Genomic DNA, 22,396 nt, shown 5'->3' with positions numbered 1-22,396 from the left:
AGCCGGATTGCTCGGCAAAGGTGGTGCGCCACTCGCAGTTGATGCGTTAAGGCGTCAAACGGTCTTGAAGGAGTCGCGCGTTGTCGAAGGTTGAAATCTATACCAAGCAGAGTTGTGGATTCTGCATCCGCGCCAAGAAACTGCTCGACATGAAAAAGGTCGACTATACCGAATATCCCGTCGACATGGGCGGCGCGAAAAAGACCGAAATGGTTGAACGCGCGGGCGGCCGGATGACCGTTCCGCAAATCTTTATCGACGGCCGCCATATCGGTGGCTGCGACGCCCTGATGGCGCTGGAATATGACGGCAAGCTCGACGCCCTTCTCGCCGCATGAACCTCGTTCGTATTGCGATTTTCCAGGCACAGAGCGGGATTGATCCGGCCGCCAACGCCATGCGGCTCGCGCAGGCCGTGAGCGATGCAGCAGCGGGCGGCGCGATCATGCTTTTTACGCCCGAAATGTCCGGAATGCTCGATCGAGATCGCGAGCGCGCGTTCGATAAGGCTCGTCGTGAACCCGACGACCAAGTGCTTGCCGCGGTCCGTGCGGCCGCCGCTCAACATCGTATCTGGGTGCATCTGGGCTCATTGGCGCTTCGCGGAGAAGGCGAGAAGCTGGTCAACCGGGGATTTGTCATCGACCCGGCGGGCGAAGTTCGCGCTCGTTACGACAAGATCCACCTGTTCGACGTCGACCTGCCAACGGGCGAAAGCTGGCGCGAATCCGCCATGTACCAACGCGGCGAAAAGGCAGTGATCGTACCGGACACGCCGGTCGGCCGACTGGGTTTGACGATCTGCTACGACGTTCGGTTTCCCGAGCTGTTCCAGCGACTCAGCGACGACAGGGCTGATGTCATCGCCGTCCCCGCGGCATTCACGGTTCCGACCGGAAAGGCGCACTGGCAGGTCTTGCTCCGAGCGAGGGCGATTGAGGCGGAAGCATTCGTTATCGCTGCGGCACAGGCGGGGCAGCACGAAGACGGTCGCGAAACATACGGGCACTCGCTGGCCGCTGATCCTTGGGGGGAACTCCTTCTGGAAATGGACAACCGACCCGGTTTGGCCTTCGCTGACCTTGACCTTGCCCGCATATCGGACGTGCGGAGCCGCATTCCCGTCCACCAGCACCGCAGGCCCATCGCACCGCTAGCGAATTGATTCGCTCGCATTGCTTTCCTAAGGGAGCGGCAAGTGGCTCCGTAGCTCAGCCGGATAGAGCGACGGTTTCCTAAACCGCAGGTCGCAGGTTCGAGTCCTGCCGGGGCCACCATTTTTCGTGAGGGACGCAATGCTCCGCCGGTTGTTTCATGACCATCCCAAGTCGCTTGGAATGAGCTGGACCCAGCATGGGGCGGGCGCGTTATTGATCGGCGCAAGAATGGTGGGGTCGGGTCTGGCCTGCATCGTTCACGCAGCCGTGCCCGGCCTGTTCACCGAGACGGCCGGGCGGACGGTGACCAGCCTTCACAACCAGATGATGAAGCGTAAATCGGGCGCTGCCGATCCTGCCGCGTGGCCCGACTATGAAATCTGACTTTGCCCGCGCCGACGTGCTGATCGTCGGCGGTGGCTTTTCGGGCACGATGCTCGCCGCGCAGCTTGCCCGGCGCAGCCTGTCATCCATCATTATCGAGGGCGCGGATCGAGCCGGTCGCGGCACGGCATTTTCGACGCCAGAAGAAGCTCATCTGCTAAACGTTCCTGCCGCGCGGATGAGCGCTTGGCCTGACCTGCCCGATGATTTCGCCCAGCATGTGCAGCGCCACGGCTTCACGCCTGCCGACTTCGTGCCCCGCCAGGAGTTCGGCGATTATCTTCGCACAATCTTGGATGAAGCGATTGCCGGGGGTTGCGTTCAACTAATTGCAGAGGAGGCTTCTGACGCGTCGCCCGTTTGCGGCGGATGGACGGTCGAGGCAGGCGGGAAGGCCTATGAAGGCAGGGCTCTGGCACTGGCGCAGGGTAACCTGGCGCCCCAAGTGCCGGGCGTCGCCCGGGATCTCCCGCGCAGCATGTTCGTCAATGACCCGTGGAGCGAAGAGGGCCAGGCCGCGATCGCGTGCGCTGCCGAGGACGGCGCGGACGTCCTGTGCATCGGCACCGGCCTGACGATGGTCGATGTCGTGTTGAGCCTGACCGAGGCCGGTCATGCGGGCCGTATCCTGGCAGTATCGCGGCGCGGCTTGGTCCCCCGTTCCCACGCGCCTAATGAAACAGCGCCCGTCGAGCGCGATGATGTGCCGCAGGGGTCGCTGCTCTCGCTGTGGCGTTGGCTTCGGAAGCGGACCGCCATCGTCGGCTGGCGTGCTGCGGTCGACAGCCTGCGGCCCCATAGCCAGGCGCTTTGGCATTCGCTTGATACAAGGGAGCAGAAGCGCTTCCTGCGCCACGCGAGGCCTTGGTGGGATATACACCGTCACCGCATTGCGCCGCAGATCGCGGATCGGCTGGAAGGCATGGTGAAGGATAGGCGGCTGGAGGTCATGGCCGGGCGGGTCGCGTCGCTGGTCAGCGACGGCGCGGCAGTCGACGCAGCGATTACGCCGCGGGGCGCCTCGCAGGACCTACGCCGACGGTTCGGACTGGCGATCAACTGCACCGGGCCGCTCGGCGCCATCCGCTTCACCCGCGACCCGATGCTTCACAACCTTCTGTCAGCCGGACGGGTCGAGCCCGACGGATTGGGGATGGGATTGCAGGTCGATGGCCGCGGGAGGGCGGAAGGATCGGAAAGGCTGTGGGCGGTTGGGCCGCTGACCAAAGGCGTATGGTGGGAAATCGTCGCCGTTCCCGATATCAGGCAGCAAGTAGCCGTTGTGGCGGACGACATCGCCGAGGAGCTTGAACAATGACTGGAAGTCCGGATGACGGCGACTTGGTGAGCGGTGCCCCAAAGATCGCCGTACCCGACGACGTGGCCGATGCGGTCCGGACACTGATCCGCTGGGCGGGCGACGATCCTACCCGCGAAGGCCTGATCGATACGCCGCTACGGGTCGCTCGGGCATGGAAGGAATATGCAAAGGGCTACACCGAGGAGCCGGCTCTCCACCTGTCGCGGACGTTCGAGGAAGTCGGCGGTTACGACGAAATCGTGTTGCTTAAGGACATTCCCTTTCAGAGCCATTGTGAGCACCACCTTGCCCCGATCATCGGCAGGGCGGCTATCGCCTACCTACCCGGCGACAAGGTCGTCGGCATCAGCAAGCTGGCGCGGGTCCTCCACGGATTTGCCCGTCGGCTACAAGTGCAAGAGCGACTGACTGCGGAGGTTGCCGACTGCATTTGGGAAAATCTCGAACCTAAGGGCGTCGCGGTGGTTATCGAGGCGAGCCATGCCTGCATGACGGCGCGGGGCGTGGGGACACCTGGCGTGATGATGACGACCAGCCGGATGATGGGGTGTTTCCGCGACGACGAGCGGAGTCGGAAAGAAGTGTTAGCCCTGATGGGTTATTAACTTTTCGTTTAATCAAATTTGTTGCATTGATTAATTAACCGGGTTACGCACGCCGCCGGACGACCTCGCCCGTCGAACGTCTAACCGTGACGGGGCCGCCCAGAGCAGGGGTGGTCGAACTGTCGCCCCGTGACGCAGAACGAGGGGGACCATTGATGAAAGCATATGTTTCGACAGCCCTGGCCGTAGCGCTGGTGCTGAGCGCCGCCGCGTGCAAGCAGCAGCCGGCCGAGACCAATATGCCCGCAGGGGCCGAGGCTGCCGCCGCGGCTTCGCTGGAGGCAATCAACGGTACCTGGAAAGTCGACCTGGCGAGCCTGAAGTTCGAAGGCCGGCCCGACGAATATTCGCTGAAGGACGGAAGCTATGGCTGCGTAACCTGTACGCCGCCTCTCACTGTTGCGGCTGACGGGGCGATGCACGCGGTTGCTGACCGACCCTATTACGACGCCATGTCGGTCAAGGTGGTCGATGACAGGACGGTCGAGTTCCGGCGCCAGAAGGGTGGCAAAGACGTCTCCGTCGTGACGCAAAGCGTGTCGGCCGACGGGAATGTGCTGACCACCAAGTTCAAGGACATGACCACGCCGGGCCAGACCATCGAGGGCACCAGCACCGCGCGGCGTGCGGGCCCGGCCGCGGCGGGTGCGCACGCGATTTCGGGCCAGTGGAAGCCCGATAAGATTTCCGACTACACCGAGGAAGCGCAGAGCCTGACCTTCAACGTCGCCGGCGATACGGTGACGTCTAGCGGGCAAGGGCAGAGCTACAAGGCCGAACTGGGCGGGCCGGCGGTACCGCTTGAAGGCGATACAGGCGGGACGATGATCAAGGTCGCCCGGGAAGGCGCCAGCGCGCTGCGCGAAACGCAAATTCGCGACGGGAAGGAAATCGGTTACTCGATCATCACGCCGAGCGCCGACGGCAAGACGGTCAGTTATGTCTATACTGACAATCGCGATAGCACCAAGACGAGCTGGACCGGCAACAAGACAGCTTAGGCATCCCCGCCGCAACGGGGTGCAACCTGGGCAGCGCCGCGGGGGCGGCGCTGCCCAACTTCGTAACAAGGAAAGCTAGTTGGCAGTGCCCAGCGCGGCGCCGGCGCGCGCGGCGTCGAACGGGTAACGGACAATCGCGCTGAATCCGTCGACGATGGCGCGGGCCGCGCGGGCGATGGTGCCCGGCCGGTCGACGCCTTGGCGGGCGAACATCGCGACGGCTAGCCGGCGACCGTCAGGCAGGGTCAGGAAGCCGACGTCACTGGTGTAGTTGTTGAGCGTGCCAGTTTTGTGCTGAACCCTGACGTTAGAGGGGAGCAGGCCGCGTATCCGGTTCTTACCGGTCGCGCAGCGGGCCATCAGGTCTAGCAGGTAGGCCTTGCTCTGCGGCCGAAGCATTTCGCCGCTGTCGAGGCGGCGGAGAAGCTGGACCATCGCGCGGGGCGTCGAGCTGTCCCGGATGTCCCACAGGTCGCGGCGGGCAGCGAGAAGCTGTGCGATGTTGCGATCAATGCGCAGGCCAGTCACGCCTTGTTGCGTCAGCCAAGCCTGGACCATCGACGGGCCGCCGAGATTGCGCAGCAACATGTCGGTCGCCTGATTGCTCGAATGGATCATCATCGCTTCCATCAGGCTGCGGGCGGAGCGGCCACCAATAGTGTCGTCGAGCGAGCGGCGGCCATGCTCGACCTGAGCCAAATAATTGGCAGCGACGGCGATCTTGACCGTGCTGGCCATAGGAAAGGGGGTATCAGGATCGACCCCGACCAGTTCGCCGGTCTTAAGGTCGAGCGCCGCGATGCCGACGTTACCGGGATTGTTGCGGATGAGCGAGGCTAGCTGCTGTTGCAGCGGTTGGTAGCGCGCAGGGGCTTCGGCAAGCGCCGGCTGAGCCAAAAGCGTCAGCCAACAGATGAAAAACGCAATGACCCGCATGCCTCTCCCGCCTCTATCGCTGTACCAAACTGCCATTTTGCCCCGTCAAAAGTGACCGAATGGTTAACGAGGCTTAACGCAACGCCGCCGGTGCGGCCACCATGCCGTTAACAGGTGAGTCTGGATTTCGCACGGGTCGTCGCAAGAGAGATTTGGGGCGGGCCCCCGGCTGCCCGCCCGGTATTTGCGACGCTGGAATGTGGGGCGCCGCGGTTGTGCAAGCCGGACGGACAGGGGGAGGGTGGCCTTGTCCGCCCGGCACGCAATTGGGGAGCGCAGACGCTACGCACGCTCAGCCCGAACAGGCGAGCAACGCAGTACAAGGTCTCGCGTCCTTGAAAACGGCAGATAACCGCGGGAAGTTGCGCGTTAACGGTTAACCGATAGGCAATTCGCGACGAACCGTTGAGGCCTGCTCGAAGGTTGTTCGACACCAACTCATCGCGAATGCAGCCCGAGAGTCCGCCGAATTCGCAACCGCGGCAGACGCCTGACTAGTATGTCGAGTGAGAGGTCGGTGCCGGCACACTTGGGTGGCAGAAGCAAGTTGCGAACGGATGACGGATGGCCATGAAAGAAAGCCCTCCGGCGTCGGGGGCCGCCGGAGAGCTTTCCTGTCACTTCCCCATGAGGATGGGGGCGCTAGCCCCCAGAGCCAGCGGATCCTTAAGGGTAGCGGACCAGCTGTGCGTATCGATTCGCCACTGAAACTGGCAATGAACGAAAGTTAGAAGCTTTCGCTTTTTCCCGCCGCGGGCGAACCAGCTAGGGACGATTGTCCCTCGATGATCTGGTAGAATCGGTGACCGACTGGTCATGACCGCTCTTGTCGCTGAAGAAGGACAGGGCAAACAGGCCGCAGCCCAGCAGGATCGAGAAGAAAACGCCACCGAGCGTCGCGACTACGAGATGCAAGTATAGCTCCCCAGTGAACGCCAGGTAAGCGATTGCGCCGGCTGACACGACGACACCGATGGCGACGATCCAACGGACCATGCGGATAAACTCCGCCATGGCCTTGTCCCGGGAACTTTCCATACGCGCGATATAGGGTCCGACCCGCCGCAACCCAAGGGCAATCCCCGCGCAAGTGACTGGACTCCGTCGGTGGGCAGACCTAACGCCGCAACGAGAAGGTGCAGAGGGAACATGGCTGAACAGGTTGCTTGGGAAGATTTCCAGGGATCGTCCGATTTCAAAGGAGCGGACGTGCACCTACCGGACGGAACGGTCGAGCGGATCGAGAAAGACCGGCTGGGCGAGCCGCTGTTCCGCTTTGCAGCCAAAGACCAGATGCTGAACGCCCACCAGATGCTACAGACGCTTCTTCACCAGACAAAATCAAGCCTGCAGGATTACATCCGGCAGTCGACGATTGACGAAGCGGCGGCGAAGGGGGAGGGACGGATCAAGCCCTTATTCCAGGCCCACATCGCCAAAGGCGGATTCCAGTTTCTTAAGGACGGCGGCCTAGTTGATTTCGACAAGCTGCTGTTCGACGTGGAGTTGGTGGTGCGGCCACGAACGTTGACGAATTCGGAATCCCGATAACATTCGAAATTGACCCGTCCCAGTTGTTACGTCGGGTTACGATAGGCCCATTAAGATGCCGAGCAGGGGCGTTGGACGAAGCTGGTCGCCGCCGCGTCACTTAACTTCCTGCTCTCGCAATCTCTGCGCTGATCTAGCACGGCCTCGCAGAGGCCGAGATTCGTCAGTTTTTTCCGACCGTTGCGTGCTGCGCTCAGTTAGAGTGCGACATTTGGGCAACAGCACTTGGAATTGAAGAGTTGCGCCGCAACCGACCCTCTCATAATGTGTTCGGGCAGTTCTGTCCTAGAATGCATTTGAAAGGGGATATCTATGCGGAAGCTGGCCATTTTGGCAGCGCTCGCTTCGACCGCGCTGGCGACCCCGGCTGTCGCTCGCGACAAGTCGTGGTACGCTGGCATCGAAGGCGGGTTGATGCTCGTTGAGGATACCAATCTTGACATCGTCACCGACGATGGCGTGACCCGCACCGAGTACAACAATGCCATCGTGCTCGATCACAAGACGGGTTTCGATGTTGACCTCATTGGCGGTTACGACTTCGGAGGCTTCCGCCTCGAAGCCGAACTCGGCTGGAAGCGTGCTTCGCTCGGCGAAGCGCTGATCGAAGGCGACTTCACCGGTGGTCCGGACGTGCAGGCTGACGTTGACGGTAGCGTTCGCGTTCTGTCTGCGATGGTCAACGGCCTCCTCGACTTCGGTGACGACGATAGCTGGAACGGCTACGTTGGCGCCGGTGTTGGTGTTGCTCGGATCAAGCACAGCTTTAACGACGATGATGAATTCGACGTCAGCGAAGCCGACAGCGGTCTGGCCTGGCAGGTCATCGCTGGCGTTCGCAAGGCGATCAGCGCCAACGTCGACCTGGGCCTGAAGTATCGCTTCTTCAACACGTCGCGCTTCAAGTACGGCAGTGTTGATGATGGCGGCGCGATCGACGGCAAGTTCCGTTCGCACTCGCTGCTCGCCAGCCTGATCTTCAACTTCGCGCCGCCGCCGCCGCCGCCGCCGCCGCCGCCGCCCCCGCCGCCTCCGCCGCCTCCGGCGACGCAGACGTGCCCGGACGGCTCGGTGATCCTGGCGACCGAGGCGTGCCCGCCGCCGCCGCCGCCGCCGCCGCCGCCGCCGCCTCCGCCGGAGCCGGAACGCGGCTAAGCCGGTTGGCTTAGGCCACAAAGTTACCCCGGGAGAGCTCAGGCTTTCCCGGGGTTTCTTTTTGCGCCGTTGTCAGCGCGCGGGGCATGACCTAGGCATGCGCATATGACGAAACAGTCGCGTTGGATGTTCGGACTGGCTGCAGTCCTGATGGTGTGCAGCGGAACTACTTTCGCGCAGGAAGCGGCGCGCGCCGATGGCCCGTTCATGGTGTTCTTCGATTGGGGAAAGCCGGACCTCAATCGGGATGCGGAAACGATCCTGAATCAAGTTGTGGCAACGTATCGAGCTAATCCCTCGAGCCGCCTCCAACTGACCGGGCACAGTGACCGGTCTGGAGAGGCGGCCGTAAACCGGCAATCGGCGCTGAACCGCGCGAAGCATGTTCTCGACTATCTTGCCGGTAAGGGAATCCCAGTTCATTCGATGACTGTCGCCTCGGCCGGGGAGGAGCGCCCGCTTGTCCCGACCGAAGATGGAGTGCGCGAGGTTCAAAATCGTCGTGTGGAAATCCAGTTCAGGAACTGATCGTGCGCCGTTGAACCAGTTCGGCCAACCCGCGTTCAACATCCCGACATCCATGGAGGAACGGCCCGTGTCCAATCGTCAAATAGCATTCAGTCTTGCTGCCGCCATCGGGCTAGCGGCTTGCCAGCAGCAGGCAGCCAACGATTCCAACGTCAACGACAGCGCCAATGCGACGATGACCGAGCCGGCGATCCAGCCGATGACGGCACAACTGCTCGACGGCGCTGGCAAGGCGATTGGCGACATTCAGGTGAGTGAGGATGCGAACGGGGTCACGTTGCGCGTATCGGCGGCCGGATTGCCGCAAGGAGCACATGGGGTGCACCTGCACGAGATTGGCAAATGTGATACGCCCGATTTCAAGAGCGCCGGCGCACACTGGAACCCGGCGAGCAAGCAGCATGGGCGCGATAACCCAATGGGGGCGCATCTCGGCGATCTCGCCAATTTCGACATTGGCAGCGGGCCGGCATCGACGAGCTATCTTGTGGGTGCCGTCAAAATGAGTGGAGCCGAAAACGCGTTGGCCGATGCGGATGGCACCAGCCTCGTGATCCATGCCAAGGCCGACGATTACAAAACCGACCCGAGCGGCGATAGCGGCGACCGTATCGCGTGCGCGGTGCTTGCGCCCGCGCAGGGCGGCTAACGCAAATTTCGCCAGCTCAGTCGGCGACCATAAGGTCTGATTGACCCGCCTTGGCCTTCCTCGGCCGCTTCTTGACGACCGTGTCCGATACGGGCTGCACTGGTGACTTCGCGAGCACGGACTGAAGATACTGGCCGGTAAAGCTCCGCTCGTTTGCGGCGACCGCTTCTGGTGTCCCTTCCGCGACGATCTCACCGCCGTTAACGCCACCGCCCGGGCCAAGGTCGAGGATCCAGTCTGCTGTCTTTATAACATCCAGGTTGTGTTCGATGACGACAACGGTGTTGCCCTGTTCCACAAGGGCGTGAAGGACTTCCAGAAGCTTGCGGACGTCTTCGAAATGCAGACCGGTCGTGGGCTCGTCGAGAATGTAGAGCGTATTCCCAGTGGCGCGGCGCGAGAGTTCCTTGGCGAGTTTGACGCGTTGGGCTTCGCCGCCGCTGAGCGTCGTCGCCTGCTGACCGACCTTAATGTAACCGAGGCCGACCTCCGCCAGCATCGCCATCTTGTCCCGAATGCCCGGAACCGCCTTGAAGAATTCCACCGCATCCTCGACCGTCATGCCGAGCACGTCGGCGATGCTCTTCCCCTTGAATTTCACTTCCAGCGTTTCGCGGTTGTAGCGCTGGCCGTGGCAGACGTCGCAGGTGACATAGACATCGGGAAGGAAGTGCATCTCGATCTTCAATAGGCCATCGCCTGTGCACGCCTCGCAACGTCCGCCCTTGACGTTGAACGAGAAGCGGCCGGGTTTGTAGCCACGCGCCTGGCTTTCAGGAAGGCCGGCGAACCAATCGCGGATCTGGGTGAAGGCGCCGGTGTAGGTCGCGGGGTTGGAGCGGGGGGTGCGGCCGATCGGCGACTGGTCGATGTCGATCACCTTGTCCAGATGCTCGAGCCCCGCGATCTTGTCGTACTTTCCGGCAAGAATGCGCGCGCCGTTCAGTTGCCGCGCGGCAGCGGAATACAGCGTGTCGATGGTGAAGCTGGACTTACCCGACCCGGAGACGCCCGTGATGCAAGTAAAGGTACCCAGCGGGATGGACGCGGTTACGTTCTGTAAGTTGTTTTCGCGCGCGCCGTGGACGGTGAGCTTTTTGCCGGTACCTTTGCGGCGGGTGGCATGCATCGGGATGTGGCGGCGACCTGAGAGATAGTCAGCGGTGAGGCTGTCCTCGCAGGCGAGCAACTCGTCGAGCGTTCCCGCGCAGACCACCTCGCCGCCGCGCACCCCGGCGCCGGGGCCCATGTCGATGATATGGTCAGCAGTACGGATCGCATCCTCGTCATGTTCCACTACCAGCACGGTGTTACCGAGGCTCTTCAGACGCTTCAGCGTCTCAAGAAGACGGTCATTGTCCTTTTGGTGGAGACCAATCGAAGGTTCGTCGAGGACGTAGAGCACTCCCGACAGGCCGGAGCCGATCTGGCTGGCAAGGCGAATGCGCTGGCTCTCGCCACCACTGAGCGTACCACTTGTTCGGTCGAGGTTGAGATAGTCCAGCCCGACATTGTGAAGGAAGCCAAGGCGCTCGTTGATCTCCTTGAGGATAACGCGCGCGATCTCGTTCTGCTGCGAAGTGAGGTGCTGGTCGAGCGAGGAAAACCACTTGAGCGCTTCCGCTACCGAGCGGCGCGCGGACAAGCTGATATCCTCGCCCGCGATCTTCACCGCGAGCGGCTCGGGACGGAGGCGGGCGCCGCCGCAGGTCTCGCACGGATGACTCGCCTGATACTTGCTGAGCTCCTCACGCATCCAGGCGCTTTCGGTCGACATCATGCGCCGCTCAAGATTGCCCAATACGCCCTCGAAAGGCTTCTTCACTTCATAGCTCTTGCGGCCGTCGATGAAGCGCAACGTAACGGGTTTGCCCTTCGTGCCGCGAAGCACAGTGTCGCGCGCTTGCTCAGGCAAGTCCTTCCACGCAGTTTCGAGCGAGAAGTCGTAGGCGCGAGCGAGGCTGCCCAACACCTGCATGTAATAAGGAGAAGGCGGCTGCGACTTGGCCCAGGGCACGACGGCGCCCTTCTGGATGCTGAGCGCGTGGTTGGGAACGACGAGATCCTCGTCGAACTCCAGCTTTTCGCCTAGGCCGTCGCAGGCAGGGCAGGCGCCTTGTGGGGCGTTGAACGAGAATAGTCGCGGCTCGATCTCGGCAATGGTAAAGCCGCTCACCGGGCAGGCGAATTTTTCGGAGAAAGTGATGCGGCCAATCGGCGCGTGGGTGGCGAGCACCTGGCGTTCGGCCGCCTCTTCCAGCGCAGCCGCAACGCCGGTGCGCTCGCTGCCCTTCGGGTCCTGCGGGTCCGCGGGGTCGAGGTAAGCCAGACCCTCCGCCAGCTTCAGCGCGGTTTCGAAGCTATCCGCCAGCCGCGTTTCAATGCCTTCTCGTACGACGATGCGGTCGACGACGACTTCGATGTCATGCTTGTATTTCTTGTCCAGCGCCGGCGCTTCCTCGATCGCGTAAAATTGCCCGTCGATGCGGACGCGTGTGAAGCCAGCCTTCTGCCATTCCGCCAGTTCCTTGCGATACTCGCCCTTGCGGCCCCGGACGACCGGGGCGAGGAGGTAGTGGCGCGAGCCTTCGGGCAGGGCCATCACGCGGTCGACCATCTGGCTGACCTGCTGCGCTTCGATCGGCAGGCCGGTGGCGGGGGAGTATGGAACGCCGACACGCGCCCAGAGCAGACGCATATAATCATAGATTTCGGTGACCGTAGCGACCGTCGAGCGGGGATTGCGTGAAGTCGTCTTCTGTTCGATCGAGATGGCAGGCGACAGACCATCGATATGCTCGACGTCCGGCTTCTGCATCATCTCCAGGAACTGACGGGCATAAGCGGAGAGCGACTCCACGTAGCGCCGCTGGCCCTCGGCATAGATGGTGTCGAATGCGAGGGACGATTTTCCCGATCCGCTGAGGCCAGTGATGACCGTCAGGCTTTCGCGCGGAATCTCGACGTCGATGCCCTTGAGGTTGTGCTCGCGCGCGCCACGGACGGAAATATGGGTCAGCATAAGGCCAATTCGTTCCAGCTTTGTTCTTGATTACCGCGAGCGACGCGAAGGGTCAACGCGCATCCAAGATGGTGATTCTCCGCCCGCCTTCAACCGGTCAGCGGATAGGTCGTGACCGCTTCATAGTGAGCACCCTCGTGGCCAAGACGACTTTCATAGAGAACGAATTGATCGACCTCCCATGAATTGGAACAAAGGCTCACATTGAGCTGGAGAAATTCGTCAAGCCGAGGCTTTGGCCCCTTCCAACGTGCCAGCGTGATATGGGGATGAAAGGCTCGGCGTTCGGCGGTAACGCCGGCCGATTGGCAGGCGCGTTCGACCTTTGCTGCAAGCGCCCTCAGCTGCTCCTTCGGCGTGACGTCTGCCCATAGCGTTCCGCGACGATGTTGCTCGAACTGCCCGACGCCGGCCAGCGCGAGATCGAATTTTTCGAAACGGATCCTGTCGAGCGCGAAAGCAATGTCCTCAGCCAAGGGCCGCTCCACCTCGCCGATGAAACGCAGCGTCAGGTGAAGCTGCTCGTCGTCCTGCCAGCTGATGTCTGGAACCCCGTCCATTGCGTCCAGCAACAGGTCCCTGATGAGGGGCGGCGGACGAATGGCGACGAACAGGCGGTGCATGCGTTTCCTTTCCCGCAAATGAACGAGCCGAGCCATGTCCGGTTTCGCTTGAACATGGGGCGAACATTTCCGATATTATGCCCATTCGGGGATGTGTCGGTGAGGCCCCCCAGAAGAGGAGAGAGAATGCAGAACCAGTATGACCCGCGCACGACGAACGCGTCAGGCTTCGGCCCGGCCGTTTCGGTCGGTGTGCCCCGGGCCGCACGTGATGCGGGCCTGCGGTCCTACATGCTCAAGGTTTACAACTACATGGCGTCGGGCGTGCTTCTGACCGGCATCGTCGCGCTGTTGTTCGCGCCTTATGCGCGCGATGTCCTGATCAACGCCAGCGGAACCGGGCTTTCCGGCCTCGGCTGGCTGATCACCTTCGCCCCGCTCGGCTTCGTCCTCGCGATGAGCTTTGGCATCAATCGCATGTCCACTGCGACGCTGCAGTTGATGTTCTGGGCCTTTGCGACGGTCATGGGCCTCAGCATGTCGACGATCTTCATCGTCTACACCGGCGTGTCGATCGCCCAGACCTTCTTCGCGGTCACTGCGGCGTTCTTGGGCCTTAGCTTGTGGGGTTATACGACCAAGAAGGACTTGTCGGGTTTCGGCACCTTCCTGATCATGGGTGTGGTTGGCCTGCTCGTCGCGATGGTCATCAACATCTTCCTGCAGTCGAGCGCCATGGCGCTGGCGATCAGTGCGATTGGCGTCCTGCTGTTCGCCGGCCTGACCGCCTATGACACGCAGAAGATTAAGTCGATGTACGCCTATGTCGCGGGCACGGACATGATGGGTAAGTCGATCATCATGGGCGCACTGACGCTCTACCTCGACTTCATCAACATGTTCCAGTTCCTGCTCAGCTTCATGGGCAACCGGGAATAGTCTCACCGGAACGCGAAATGACGAAGGCCCGGCGGAGCGATCCGCCGGGCCTTTCTATTTATGAAATTGGGATGTCCGAGAAAGGTCGAGCGTGGACGCCGGACCTTACCGCAAATGGCGGTTGAAAAAGCGGATCGTGCGGCCCCAGGCGAGGTCTGCGGCTTCCTTGTTGTAGCGCTCGGCCGACGTATCGTTGTTGAAGGCGTGGTTGGCGCCGTCATAGGCTTGGTAAGTAACCGCCTTTCCCGCTGCACGCAGCGCCGCGACCCATGGGAACAGCGTTTGCGCCACGCGCTGGTCGAGGCCTGCGTGATGGATTAGCAACGGCGCCTGCACCTTCGATGCTTCCGAAGGGTCGGGAGCGGGGCCGTAGTAGCTCACGCCCGCGTCCAGCCCTGACCCCGCCGCGACCGCGACGCGGTTGACGAATGCGCCGCCCCAGCAGAAGCCGACGATGCCAGCCTTGCCGTTAGTCTTCTTGTCCTTCTTCAAGCGCTCGACCAAGTCGGTCGCTAATGCGACTGACTGGCCAAGGTCGAGTTTGCCAATCGCATCGCGCGCCGCATCCTCGTTGGCGGGCGTACCCCCAGACGGTGTCAGCATGTCGGGCGCGACGGCCATAAAGCCGTCCAGCGCCAAGCGGCGGGCAACATCGCGAATATGATCGTTGAGGCCGCGATTTTCGTGGACCACGACTACCACCGGTGGGCGAACCGCGCCTTTCCTGAGCGCGACATAGCCCTTCAATGGATTGCCAGCTATCAGCTCGCCTTCTCGCGTCACCAGCCGCTTGTCGCCGGCGGGGACGATAGCGGCCGCAGCCGGGCTGGCGGCAATGGTCGCGATCAGGCTGCTCGCGGCAGCGGCGCTCCCCGCAATCAGCGTCATTCGCGCAAAAAAATCGCGGCGATCCATGCCCTCATGGGTGAAGCGGTCGTAAAGCTCGATGGCCTGCTGAAGCCGGTCGGGATTCATAGTGGAACGCCCCCTCGTTGCTGCGCTTACGGTCAGCAACATTCCGGCACTTCATCCGGTTCCCGTCAACCCACCGGCTGCATTTCCGCGATCAGCTTGTTGTCGATGTCCTTGGCTCGCTTGTAGGCATCGCGCTCGGACAGCCGATCGGCATAGGCGACGAAGCTGTTCAGTTTCGGCAACGTGCCGAACTGGACGCCCCACAGAACTGCACTGCCAACATACACGTCCGCAGCAGTGAACCGAGGCCCGCAGATGAAGTCGCGCCCTGCGACGTGTTCGGCAAGCGTATTCACCGCCAGATCGTAATTGCCGTAGCCGAACATCCGGCTGCGCTCTTCGCTGGGTTCGAAGCCAGCTGCCTTGTTGGTTACCGCCTGCTCGAGCGGCCCGGCGGCGAAGAACAGCCAGCGGTAGTAGTCGGCCTTTTCCTCTTCACGCGGTCCAAGCCCAGCCTCGGGAAAGACGTCCGCGAGATAGGTACAGATCGCGGCGCATTCGGTGACGACACTTCCGTGATGAACGATCGTCGGCACCTTCATCATCGGGTTGATTGCCCGGTACGCCTCGCCCTTCATGGACGAGGCGTAGTCGAGCACTTCGGTGTCGTACGGCGCGCCGACTTCCTCCAGCATCCAGCGGACGATCTGCCCGCGGCTCATCGGATTAGTGTAGAAAGTCAGCTCGCTCATCACGCTTCTCCCTGTTGAACTATTAGAACATAACAGGAACGTTTGTATGTGTCAGCCGCGTTCTCCCGGTGCGGTCGCTGCCGGCTGAGCGCCGCCTCGCTCGCCCGCCGTCTGATCGCGGGTGGCGCGGAACTCGCTGTCCTGGCTCCAGTTCGGCCAAACGTTGCTGTTGGCCAAGTTGCGGCCCAAGGCGTGGAGCAGCGTCGCGTCGGCGGCGATGCCGTCGAAGCGCCACTCGGGCGAGAATTCGTCGTCCGGCTGATGATAGCGCTTGGCCGTGTATTCCTTGCTGATCGCTTCGCCGCGCGCGATGCCACCATTGACCAGGTCCTGACCGGATTTGAACGAGATGGCCGGAACGCCGACCTTCGCCATGGTGAAGTGGTCCGAACGGTAAAAACCGCCGGTCTCCGGGTGACGATCAGGCGTGAAGGTCCGGCCCAGCTTCTGTCCTTCGGCAACAAGCATGTCGAGGAGCTCCAGCTTGGCGGTGCCGGAGATGGAGAAGTCCTTCGCCCTCCCGAATACACCCATCGAGTCCGTGTTCAGGACGGCGACTGTCTTGCCTAGGGGATAGAGCGGGTTGGCCGCATAATATTCCGAGCCAAGCAGGCCCTTTTCCTCGGCCGTGACAGCGAGGAAGACGATCGAGCGCTGGGTGCGCGGTTCGCGGGCGAAAGCGCGGGCCTGCTCGATGATATGCGAGATACCCGAGGCATTATCGAGCGCACCGTTGTAAATCCGGTCACCATTCGCGTCCGGCTGCCCGACGCCAAGGTGATCCCAGTGGCCGGTGTAGATGACGGTCTCGTCCGGACGGGTCGTGCCAGGGAGGATGCCGACCACGTTCTGCGACGTGATGACCTCGGTCCTGGCATTGCCATGTGCGGTCAGTCCGGCTTTGAGCGCAACGGGCTGGAAATCCTTCTTTCGTGCAGCCGCCTTCATCGCTTCGAAATCGAGGCCGGATGCCGCGAAGATTTTCTGCGCCAGGTCACGCTGAATCCATCCTTCGAGCGCCGGATGCTCGGCGCCAGGATTGGCGCGGACGATGTCGAACATGGTGTTGGTGTTCGAATTCTTGACCGTGGCCCAGCCGTAGCTGGCCGGCTCCGTTTCGTGGATGACCAGAACGCCGGCCGCGCCCTGCCGCGCGCCCTCTTCATATTTGTAGGTCCAGCGGCCGTAATAGGTCATTGCCTTGCCGCCGAAGTCGCCTTCACCGCCCTCGAAGTCGGGGTCGTTGACCAGCATGACCAGCACTTTTCCGCGCAGGTCTTGGCCCTTGTAGTCGTCCCAGCCGCGCTCCGGCGCCTTCACGCCATAGCCGACGAACACCATTGGCAGGTTGTTGAGCGCGACCGACTTGTCGCCGTTGACGGGTGATCGGGCGGCAATTTCATTGCCCTGAGTCAGCGGCGTGCGCTGGCCATTAATGGTCATTTCCAGATGCGGTGCGGCCGCCCATTCGGACTGCAAAAGCGGAACCGGCTGCGTCCAGCCGCGCTTGCCGTTGACGATGGTGCCGCCCGGCTGCAGCCCGGCTTTCTGAAATTGGTCGATCAGATAGGCGACCGTTTTGGTTTCACCCGCGGTGTTGGGTGCGCGTCCTTCGTACGCATCGGATCCCAGCGTTTGGATGTGTTGCGAGATGCGAGCCGTGTCGAATGTGGGCGACTGGGCGGCGAGCGGAGCCGAAACCAGAGCGATGGCGGTGGCGAAGAGCAGGGCAGGGTTACGCAAGGGGGTAGACTCCTGAAGGAAAGGGTAGATGCGGGGGTTTGGAACCCGCATCCCCTCCCGTCAAGAAAGCCGTAGCGTCAGGCCTCCGGCTTCTCGCTCTTCTTCGCGCGCTTGGCCTTGGCCGCCTTTGGTTTGGGTGCCTTGGGTGGAGCGGGTGAGATTTCGAACACCGGCTGATTGTCCTTGATCCGAACCTTGACCTCTCCGCCATCCACCAGCTTGCCGAACAGCAATTCCTCGGCCAGCGGCTGCTTGATCTTCTCCTGCACCAGGCGAGCCATCGGCCGTGCGCCGTACAGCTTGTCGTAGCCGCGGGTTGTCAGCCATTCACGCGCTTCGTCGTCCAGTTCGATATGAACGTTGCGGTCGGCAAGCTGCAGCTCAAGCTGCAGGATGAACTTGTCGACCACTCGCGCCACGACGGCCGGCGGCAGGTAGGCGAACGGCACCACCGCATCTAGGCGGTTGCGGAACTCGGGCGTGAACATTTTCTTGACCGCATCCTCCTGCGCATCTTCGCGGCTCATCGCGCCGAAGCCGATGCTCTCGCGTGCCATGTCGGCGGCGCCGGCGTTGGTTGTCATGATCAGGATGGTGTTGCGGAAATCGACGGTCTTGCCGTGGTGGTCGGTCAGCTTCCCGTTGTCCATTACCTGGAGCAGGATGTTGAACAGGTCCGGGTGCGCTTTTTCGATCTCGTCGAGCAGCAGGACGGAATGCGGGTGCTGGTCAACCGCGTCGGTCAGGAGACCGCCCTGATCATAACCGACATAACCCGGAGGGGCACCGATCAGCCGACTGACCGAGTGGCGCTCCATATATTCGGACATATCGAATCGCTGCAGCGGGATGCCGAGGATCGACGCCAGCTGGCGCGCAACTTCCGTCTTGCCGACGCCGGTGGGACCGCTGAACAGGTAATTGCCGATCGGCTTGTCTGGATCGCGGAGACCTGCCCGGCTGAGCTTGATCGCCGACGAAAGCTTTTCGATCGCCAAGTCCTGCCCGAACACGACGCGCTTCAGGTCGGACTCGAGCGTTTCGAGGACGCGCTTGTCGTCGGACGATACCGACTTCGGCGGGATGCGGGCCATGGTCGCGACGACGGATTCGATCTCCTTGGTGGTGATCGTTTTCTTGCGGCGGCTGGGCGGCACCAGCATTTGCATCGCGCCGACTTCATCGATGACGTCGATTGCCTTGTCCGGCAGCTTGCGGTCGTGGATGTAGCGAGCACTAAGTTCGACTGCCGACTTGATCGCGTCCGGCGTGTAGCGCACGCCATGGTGGCTCTCGAATGACGAGCGCAGGCCGCTGATGATCTTGATTGTGTCCTCGACCGTCGGCTCGTTAACGTCGATCTTCTGGAACCGGCGCAGTAGGGCGCGGTCCTTTTCGAAATGGTTGCGGAATTCCTTGTACGTAGTCGACCCGATGCAGCGGATTGCGCCCGACGACAGGGCGGGCTTCAGCAGGTTCGACGCATCCATCGCTCCGCCGGACGTCGCGCCGGCGCCGATCACCGTATGGATTTCGTCGATGAACAGGATGGCGTGCGGCATCTTTTCGAGTTCGGTCACCACCGATTTCAACCGTTCCTCGAAGTCGCCGCGATAGCGGGTACCGGCCAGCAGCGCGCCCATGTCGAGCGCATAAATGACCGCTTCCTTCAATACGTCGGGCACGTCACCTTCGACGATCTTGCGCGCAAGGCCTTCCGCGATCGCTGTTTTGCCTACGCCGGGATCGCCGACGTAGAGCGGGTTGTTCTTCGACCGGCGGCACAGGATCTGTACCGTGCGGTCGACCTCCGGCATGCGGCCGATTAACGGATCAACCTTGCCCTGTTTCGCCTTGTCATTGAGGTTGACGGTGAACTGTTGGAGCGCGCTCTCCTTCTTGTCGCCACTCTTCGTCTCAGTCTTTTCCTCGGCGCCTTGAGGCGGTTGCACCTCGGCCGATCCCTCGCCCTTGCCAACGCCGTGGCTAATGTAAGTAACGGCATCCAGGCGACTCATGTCCTGCTGTTGCAGGAAGTAGACCGCATAGCTCTCACGCTCCGAAAACAGAGCCACGAGCACGTTCGCGCCGGTCACTTCGTCCCGCCCGGAAGACTGGACGTGAAGGATTGCCCGTTGGACCACGCGCTGGAAACCGCTCGTTGGAGTGGGATCGGTCGCGCTGTCCGCGACGAGCGCCCCAAGCTCGCTGTCGAGATAATGCTTAACCGTAGCCTTAAGCTCGTCCCGGTTGACGCCGCAAGCGGTCATCACTTGGCTGGCATGGGTGTCGTCGACCAGCGCAATCAGCAAATGCTCCAGCGTCGCATATTCATGGCGGCGCTTCGACGCCTCGCCGAGCGCATTGTGCAGGGTGGTCTCGAGTTCACGCGCGAAACTGGGCATGTGGGGGAATCTCCTTACCCGCTCAATGTCGTCATATGGGGCGCCCCGATCAAGGGCGCGGAGGCGTAACGACCGCTCGGCCTATTTCTTGAACAGCGCATCGGCGGCGCTTCGGTGCGCGGTGACATTGGCAATGTGCCGTTCGACCCGCTCCATTTCGCCGCGCAGCGCCGAAATTCGGGCATGAAGCTCGTCCACCGACAGGGGCCCCAAATCCTGTTTCACGAGCAGGCTCAGCGGATCCTGCGGGCGGCTGGAGAAGAAGTCGTCCTCGTCCATGGCCCCAGCGTTGACCCGGACCGGCCCCAAGTCAATAAGCTTGCCGCTCCGGTAGTGGGCGTGGGGGCGGTAATGAGCGAAATCATCCCGGATGTGATGCGGGCGATCGAGATTGCTTCTCCCGGCGGGCCGGAATCGCTCCGCCTCGTCCAGCGGCCTACCCCCCGGCCGGGCAAGGGCGAAGTACTCGTCAAGGTTGCCGCGGCCGGCGTGAATCGCCCGGACGTCCTGCAGCGAAAAGGTTTTTATCCGCCGCCGCCCGGCGCCAGCGACATTCCCGGCCTGGAAATCGCCGGCACTGTGGTTTCGACCGGACAGGGCTCCACTCACATGATCGGCCAACGGGTGTGCGCGCTGGTCGCGGGCGGAGGTTATGCCGACTATTGCGTCGCGCCGACAGGAACCTGCCTTCCGGTTCCGGAAGTGCTGCGCCTGACCGAGGCGGCCGCAATGCCCGAAACCCTGTTCACCGTCTGGATCAACCTTTTCGAACGCGGTTTCGCATCGGATGGCGATACGGTGCTGGTTCATGGCGGAACTAGCGGTATCGGCACGATGGCGATCAAGTTGGGTATGCTATTCGGCCTTGACGTGATCGTGACCTGCGGCAGCGACGAGAAGTGCGCGGCCGCGATCGCCCTCGGCGCATCCTACGCCATCAATTATCGTACTGCGGATTTCGTCGACGCTGTGAAGCGGTGGACAGATGATCGCGGCGTCGCCGTAGTACTGGACATGGTCGGGGGGGACTATGTCGCGCGCAACCTTCAATGCCTTTCCGACGATGGGCGCCACGTCTCGATCGCTTTCCAGCGCGGCCCCATAGCAGAGGTGCAGATCGTCGAATTGATGCGCCGCCGACTGACGCTGACCGGATCGACGCTCCGCAGCCGAAATCTTGATTTCAAGGCGATGGTCCGTGACGAGATCGCCCAGACCGTCTGGCCCTATGTCGAGGGTAATCGGCTGAAGCCGGTGATGGACCAGCAGTTCCCCCTTGAGCAGGCCGCTGCCGCTCACGAGCGGATGGAGGCGGGTGACCACATCGGCAAGATCGTGCTATCTACCGGCTTATGAGCGGGCTGATCCTGCACGAAGATTCCCGGTCCGGAAATTGTTACAAGATCCAGTTGACCGCGGCCCACGTCGGTATCGACCTGGAGCGCCGCGAGTATAACATCATGAAGGGCGAAACCCGCACGCCCGAATTTCTTCGCGACATCAACGCCAATGGTCGCATTCCCGTCCTGCAGGACGGAGACCGCTTCCTGACCGAAAGCAATGCGATCTGCTTTTACCTCGCGAACGGGACCAGCCTGATCCCGGACGGACATTTCGACCAGGCTGACATGCTCCGTTGGATGTTCTGGGAACAGTATAGTCACGAACCCAACATCGCGACCTTGCGGTTCTGGATGCGGTTTGTCGGGCTCGACGCACTTACCGAGGTGCAGCGGATGCAGATCGGCGGGAAGCGCGAAAGTGGTCTCGCCGCACTCGACCTGATGGATCGGCATCTTGCGGATCGTCGATGGTTCGCGGGCGACCAGTTCAGCCTCGCCGACATCTGCCTGTTCGCCTATACCCACGTAGCCGACGAGGCGAATTTCGACCTTGAGGCATACCCCGAGCTCATCCGCTGGCTTGAACGCGTCATGCTGCTTCCCGGCCATGTCGAAATGGGTGGCCAGACTCCGCTTGCCCTGAACGCCAGCTAGGACTAAATCGCCTCGCAACGCTGGCCGCTCCGGGAAGGGGCGGCCCTAATTGTTTGTGGAGACGAAGATGGCCCAGCCGCTCATGCCCCATGCGACCGCCGCTTGGCTGGTCGACAACACGTCGCTGAGCTTCCCCCAGATCGCCGACTTCTGCGGGCTTCACGTACTCGAAGTGCAGGCGATCGCCGATGACACCGCGGCGACGAAGCTGACCGGGCGAGACCCGATCCGCTCAGGCGAGTTGACGCACGAAGAAATCGAAAAAGGCCAGAAGGACGCCGATTACATCCTCCAGATGCACAAGGCTCCGGATCCGGTCACCCGCACAAAGGGCCCGCGTTACACGCCGGTGTCGAAGCGCCAGGACAAGCCGGACGGTATCGCCTGGATCATCCGCAACCATCCTGAAGTTTCGGACGGCCAGATTTCAAAGCTTATCGGTACCACCCGTACCACGATTGCCGCGATCCGTGAGCGGACACACTGGAACATGGCCAACATCCAGCCGAAGGATCCGGTGACACTCGGCCTCACCTCGCAGCGCGAGCTCGACGCAGCCGTTGCCAAGGCACAGAAAGCCGCCGGCACCGAAGCGGCGCCCGATACCCGCCTGGACAGCGACCGCGACGCACTGATCGAGCAGCTTCGCGCCGAGCGTGAGCAGCATCATCGGGACGCGGAAGCCGCGCTTGCGGCCGAAGCGGGCATCGATACGTCGGACGAGATCGTTCCGGGCATCAAGGACCCGTTCAAGCGTTGATTCCAGCCACGCC

Annotated in this window: 23 protein-coding genes and 1 tRNA gene; 15 read left to right on the top strand and 9 right to left on the bottom strand. The window is 62.1% G+C overall.

Going from position 1 to position 22,396, the window contains the following annotated elements; genetic code table 11:
• Positions 1-80: 80 nt before the first annotated feature.
• The 7 genes from grxC to D3M59_RS02530 all read left to right on the top strand — a co-directional run bounded on the left by grxC (position 81) and on the right by D3M59_RS02530 (position 4,468).
• Positions 81-338, top strand: coding sequence for a glutaredoxin 3 (gene grxC / locus D3M59_RS02560; protein ID WP_119531306.1), 258 nt, complete (start codon positions 81-83; stop codon positions 336-338).
• Entirely contained in the window at positions 335-1,165 is an 831-nt protein-coding gene (locus D3M59_RS02555; protein WP_119531304.1) for a carbon-nitrogen hydrolase family protein, read from the top strand. The genes grxC and D3M59_RS02555 overlap by 4 nt, the downstream gene beginning before the upstream one ends.
• Positions 1,166-1,200: 35 nt before the next feature.
• Positions 1,201-1,277: transfer RNA gene (locus D3M59_RS02550), tRNA-Arg, on the top strand.
• A gap of 18 nt (positions 1,278-1,295) precedes the next feature.
• The gene (locus D3M59_RS02545; RefSeq protein WP_119531302.1) at positions 1,296-1,541 is read left to right on the top strand and encodes a DUF6356 family protein; all 246 of its coding nucleotides are present in this window, start codon (positions 1,296-1,298) and stop codon (positions 1,539-1,541) included.
• Entirely contained in the window at positions 1,531-2,859 is a 1,329-nt protein-coding gene (locus tag D3M59_RS02540; protein WP_119531300.1) for an FAD/NAD(P)-binding protein, read from the top strand. The genes D3M59_RS02545 and D3M59_RS02540 overlap by 11 nt, the downstream gene beginning before the upstream one ends.
• A complete protein-coding gene (gene folE / locus D3M59_RS02535; protein ID WP_119531298.1) occupies positions 2,856-3,467 on the top strand; it encodes a GTP cyclohydrolase I FolE in 612 nt (203 codons plus the stop codon). Before D3M59_RS02540 ends, folE begins: the two co-directional genes overlap by 4 nt.
• Positions 3,468-3,622: 155 nt before the next feature.
• Positions 3,623-4,468, top strand: coding sequence for a hypothetical protein (locus D3M59_RS02530; RefSeq protein ID WP_119531296.1), 846 nt, complete (start codon positions 3,623-3,625; stop codon positions 4,466-4,468).
• Positions 4,469-4,543: 75 nt separating this feature from the next.
• Here D3M59_RS02530 and D3M59_RS02525 read toward each other — a convergent pair whose 3' ends face one another.
• Both D3M59_RS02525 and D3M59_RS02520 read right to left on the bottom strand, forming a co-directional pair.
• Positions 4,544-5,404, bottom strand: coding sequence for a serine hydrolase (locus tag D3M59_RS02525; RefSeq protein WP_119531294.1), 861 nt, complete (start codon positions 5,402-5,404; stop codon positions 4,544-4,546).
• 765 nt (positions 5,405-6,169) lie between these two features.
• A complete protein-coding gene (locus tag D3M59_RS02520; protein WP_233543108.1) occupies positions 6,170-6,442 on the bottom strand; it encodes a hypothetical protein in 273 nt (90 codons plus the stop codon).
• A gap of 111 nt (positions 6,443-6,553) precedes the next feature.
• Between D3M59_RS02520 and D3M59_RS02515 the strand changes: the two genes are divergently transcribed.
• The 4 genes from D3M59_RS02515 (at position 6,554) to D3M59_RS02500 (ending at position 9,287) form a co-directional block, all read left to right on the top strand.
• Positions 6,554-6,955, top strand: a complete 402-nt coding sequence (locus tag D3M59_RS02515) for a hypothetical protein (protein ID WP_119531292.1) — start codon at positions 6,554-6,556, stop codon at positions 6,953-6,955.
• Positions 6,956-7,267: 312 nt separating this feature from the next.
• Positions 7,268-8,110, top strand: coding sequence for an outer membrane protein (locus D3M59_RS02510; protein WP_119531290.1), 843 nt, complete (start codon positions 7,268-7,270; stop codon positions 8,108-8,110).
• Between the two features lie 105 nt (positions 8,111-8,215).
• Entirely contained in the window at positions 8,216-8,638 is a 423-nt protein-coding gene (locus tag D3M59_RS02505) for an OmpA family protein (protein WP_119531288.1), read from the top strand.
• A 67-nt stretch (positions 8,639-8,705) separates the two neighbouring features.
• Positions 8,706-9,287, top strand: a complete 582-nt coding sequence (locus D3M59_RS02500; protein ID WP_158581927.1) for a superoxide dismutase family protein — start codon at positions 8,706-8,708, stop codon at positions 9,285-9,287.
• A 16-nt stretch (positions 9,288-9,303) separates the two neighbouring features.
• On the opposite strand, the gene uvrA is transcribed toward D3M59_RS02500, so the two are convergent.
• Positions 9,304-12,309, bottom strand: a complete 3,006-nt coding sequence (uvrA, locus tag D3M59_RS02495; protein WP_119531284.1) for an excinuclease ABC subunit UvrA — start codon at positions 12,307-12,309, stop codon at positions 9,304-9,306.
• A gap of 89 nt (positions 12,310-12,398) precedes the next feature.
• Positions 12,399-12,932, bottom strand: coding sequence for an RNA 2',3'-cyclic phosphodiesterase (thpR, locus tag D3M59_RS02490; protein WP_119531282.1), 534 nt, complete (start codon positions 12,930-12,932; stop codon positions 12,399-12,401).
• 126 nt (positions 12,933-13,058) lie between these two features.
• On the opposite strand from thpR, the gene D3M59_RS02485 reads away from it, so the two are divergent.
• The gene (locus D3M59_RS02485) at positions 13,059-13,811 is read left to right on the top strand and encodes a Bax inhibitor-1/YccA family protein (protein WP_119531280.1); all 753 of its coding nucleotides are present in this window, start codon (positions 13,059-13,061) and stop codon (positions 13,809-13,811) included.
• Positions 13,812-13,916: 105 nt separating this feature from the next.
• Here D3M59_RS02485 and D3M59_RS02480 read toward each other — a convergent pair whose 3' ends face one another.
• The 5 genes from D3M59_RS02480 to D3M59_RS02460 form a co-directional block, all read right to left on the bottom strand.
• Positions 13,917-14,786, bottom strand: a complete 870-nt coding sequence (locus tag D3M59_RS02480; protein WP_119531278.1) for a dienelactone hydrolase family protein — start codon at positions 14,784-14,786, stop codon at positions 13,917-13,919.
• Between the two features lie 65 nt (positions 14,787-14,851).
• Entirely contained in the window at positions 14,852-15,481 is a 630-nt protein-coding gene (locus D3M59_RS02475) for a glutathione S-transferase family protein (RefSeq protein ID WP_119531277.1), read from the bottom strand.
• A 48-nt stretch (positions 15,482-15,529) separates the two neighbouring features.
• On the bottom strand, positions 15,530-17,221 hold the full coding sequence (locus tag D3M59_RS02470; RefSeq protein WP_233543107.1) for a M28 family metallopeptidase: 1,692 nt from the start codon (positions 17,219-17,221) through the stop codon (positions 15,530-15,532).
• Positions 17,222-17,298: 77 nt separating this feature from the next.
• Positions 17,299-19,626, bottom strand: coding sequence for an ATP-dependent Clp protease ATP-binding subunit ClpA (gene clpA, locus D3M59_RS02465; RefSeq protein WP_119531273.1), 2,328 nt, complete (start codon positions 19,624-19,626; stop codon positions 17,299-17,301).
• 81 nt (positions 19,627-19,707) lie between these two features.
• Positions 19,708-19,905, bottom strand: coding sequence for a DUF1192 domain-containing protein (locus tag D3M59_RS02460; protein ID WP_199662344.1), 198 nt, complete (start codon positions 19,903-19,905; stop codon positions 19,708-19,710).
• Between the two features lie 72 nt (positions 19,906-19,977).
• Between D3M59_RS02460 and D3M59_RS02455 the strand changes: the two genes are divergently transcribed.
• The 3 genes from D3M59_RS02455 to D3M59_RS02445 all read left to right on the top strand — a co-directional run bounded on the left by D3M59_RS02455 (position 19,978) and on the right by D3M59_RS02445 (position 22,383).
• Entirely contained in the window at positions 19,978-20,982 is a 1,005-nt protein-coding gene (locus D3M59_RS02455; protein ID WP_233543106.1) for an NAD(P)H-quinone oxidoreductase, read from the top strand.
• On the top strand, positions 20,979-21,623 hold the full coding sequence (locus tag D3M59_RS02450; protein WP_119531269.1) for a glutathione S-transferase family protein: 645 nt from the start codon (positions 20,979-20,981) through the stop codon (positions 21,621-21,623). Before D3M59_RS02455 ends, D3M59_RS02450 begins: the two co-directional genes overlap by 4 nt.
• Before the next feature lie 67 nt (positions 21,624-21,690).
• Entirely contained in the window at positions 21,691-22,383 is a 693-nt protein-coding gene (locus D3M59_RS02445) for a DUF1013 domain-containing protein (RefSeq protein WP_119531267.1), read from the top strand.
• The last annotated feature ends 13 nt before the right edge of the window (positions 22,384-22,396 follow it).

It is taken from the genome of Sphingomonas edaphi, from assembly GCF_003583725.1.
GTDB classification, from domain to species: domain Bacteria; phylum Pseudomonadota; class Alphaproteobacteria; order Sphingomonadales; family Sphingomonadaceae; genus Sphingomicrobium; species Sphingomicrobium edaphi.
Note: the sequence above shows the minus strand (reverse complement) of the source record. Positions and strands in the feature narration are given on the sequence as shown.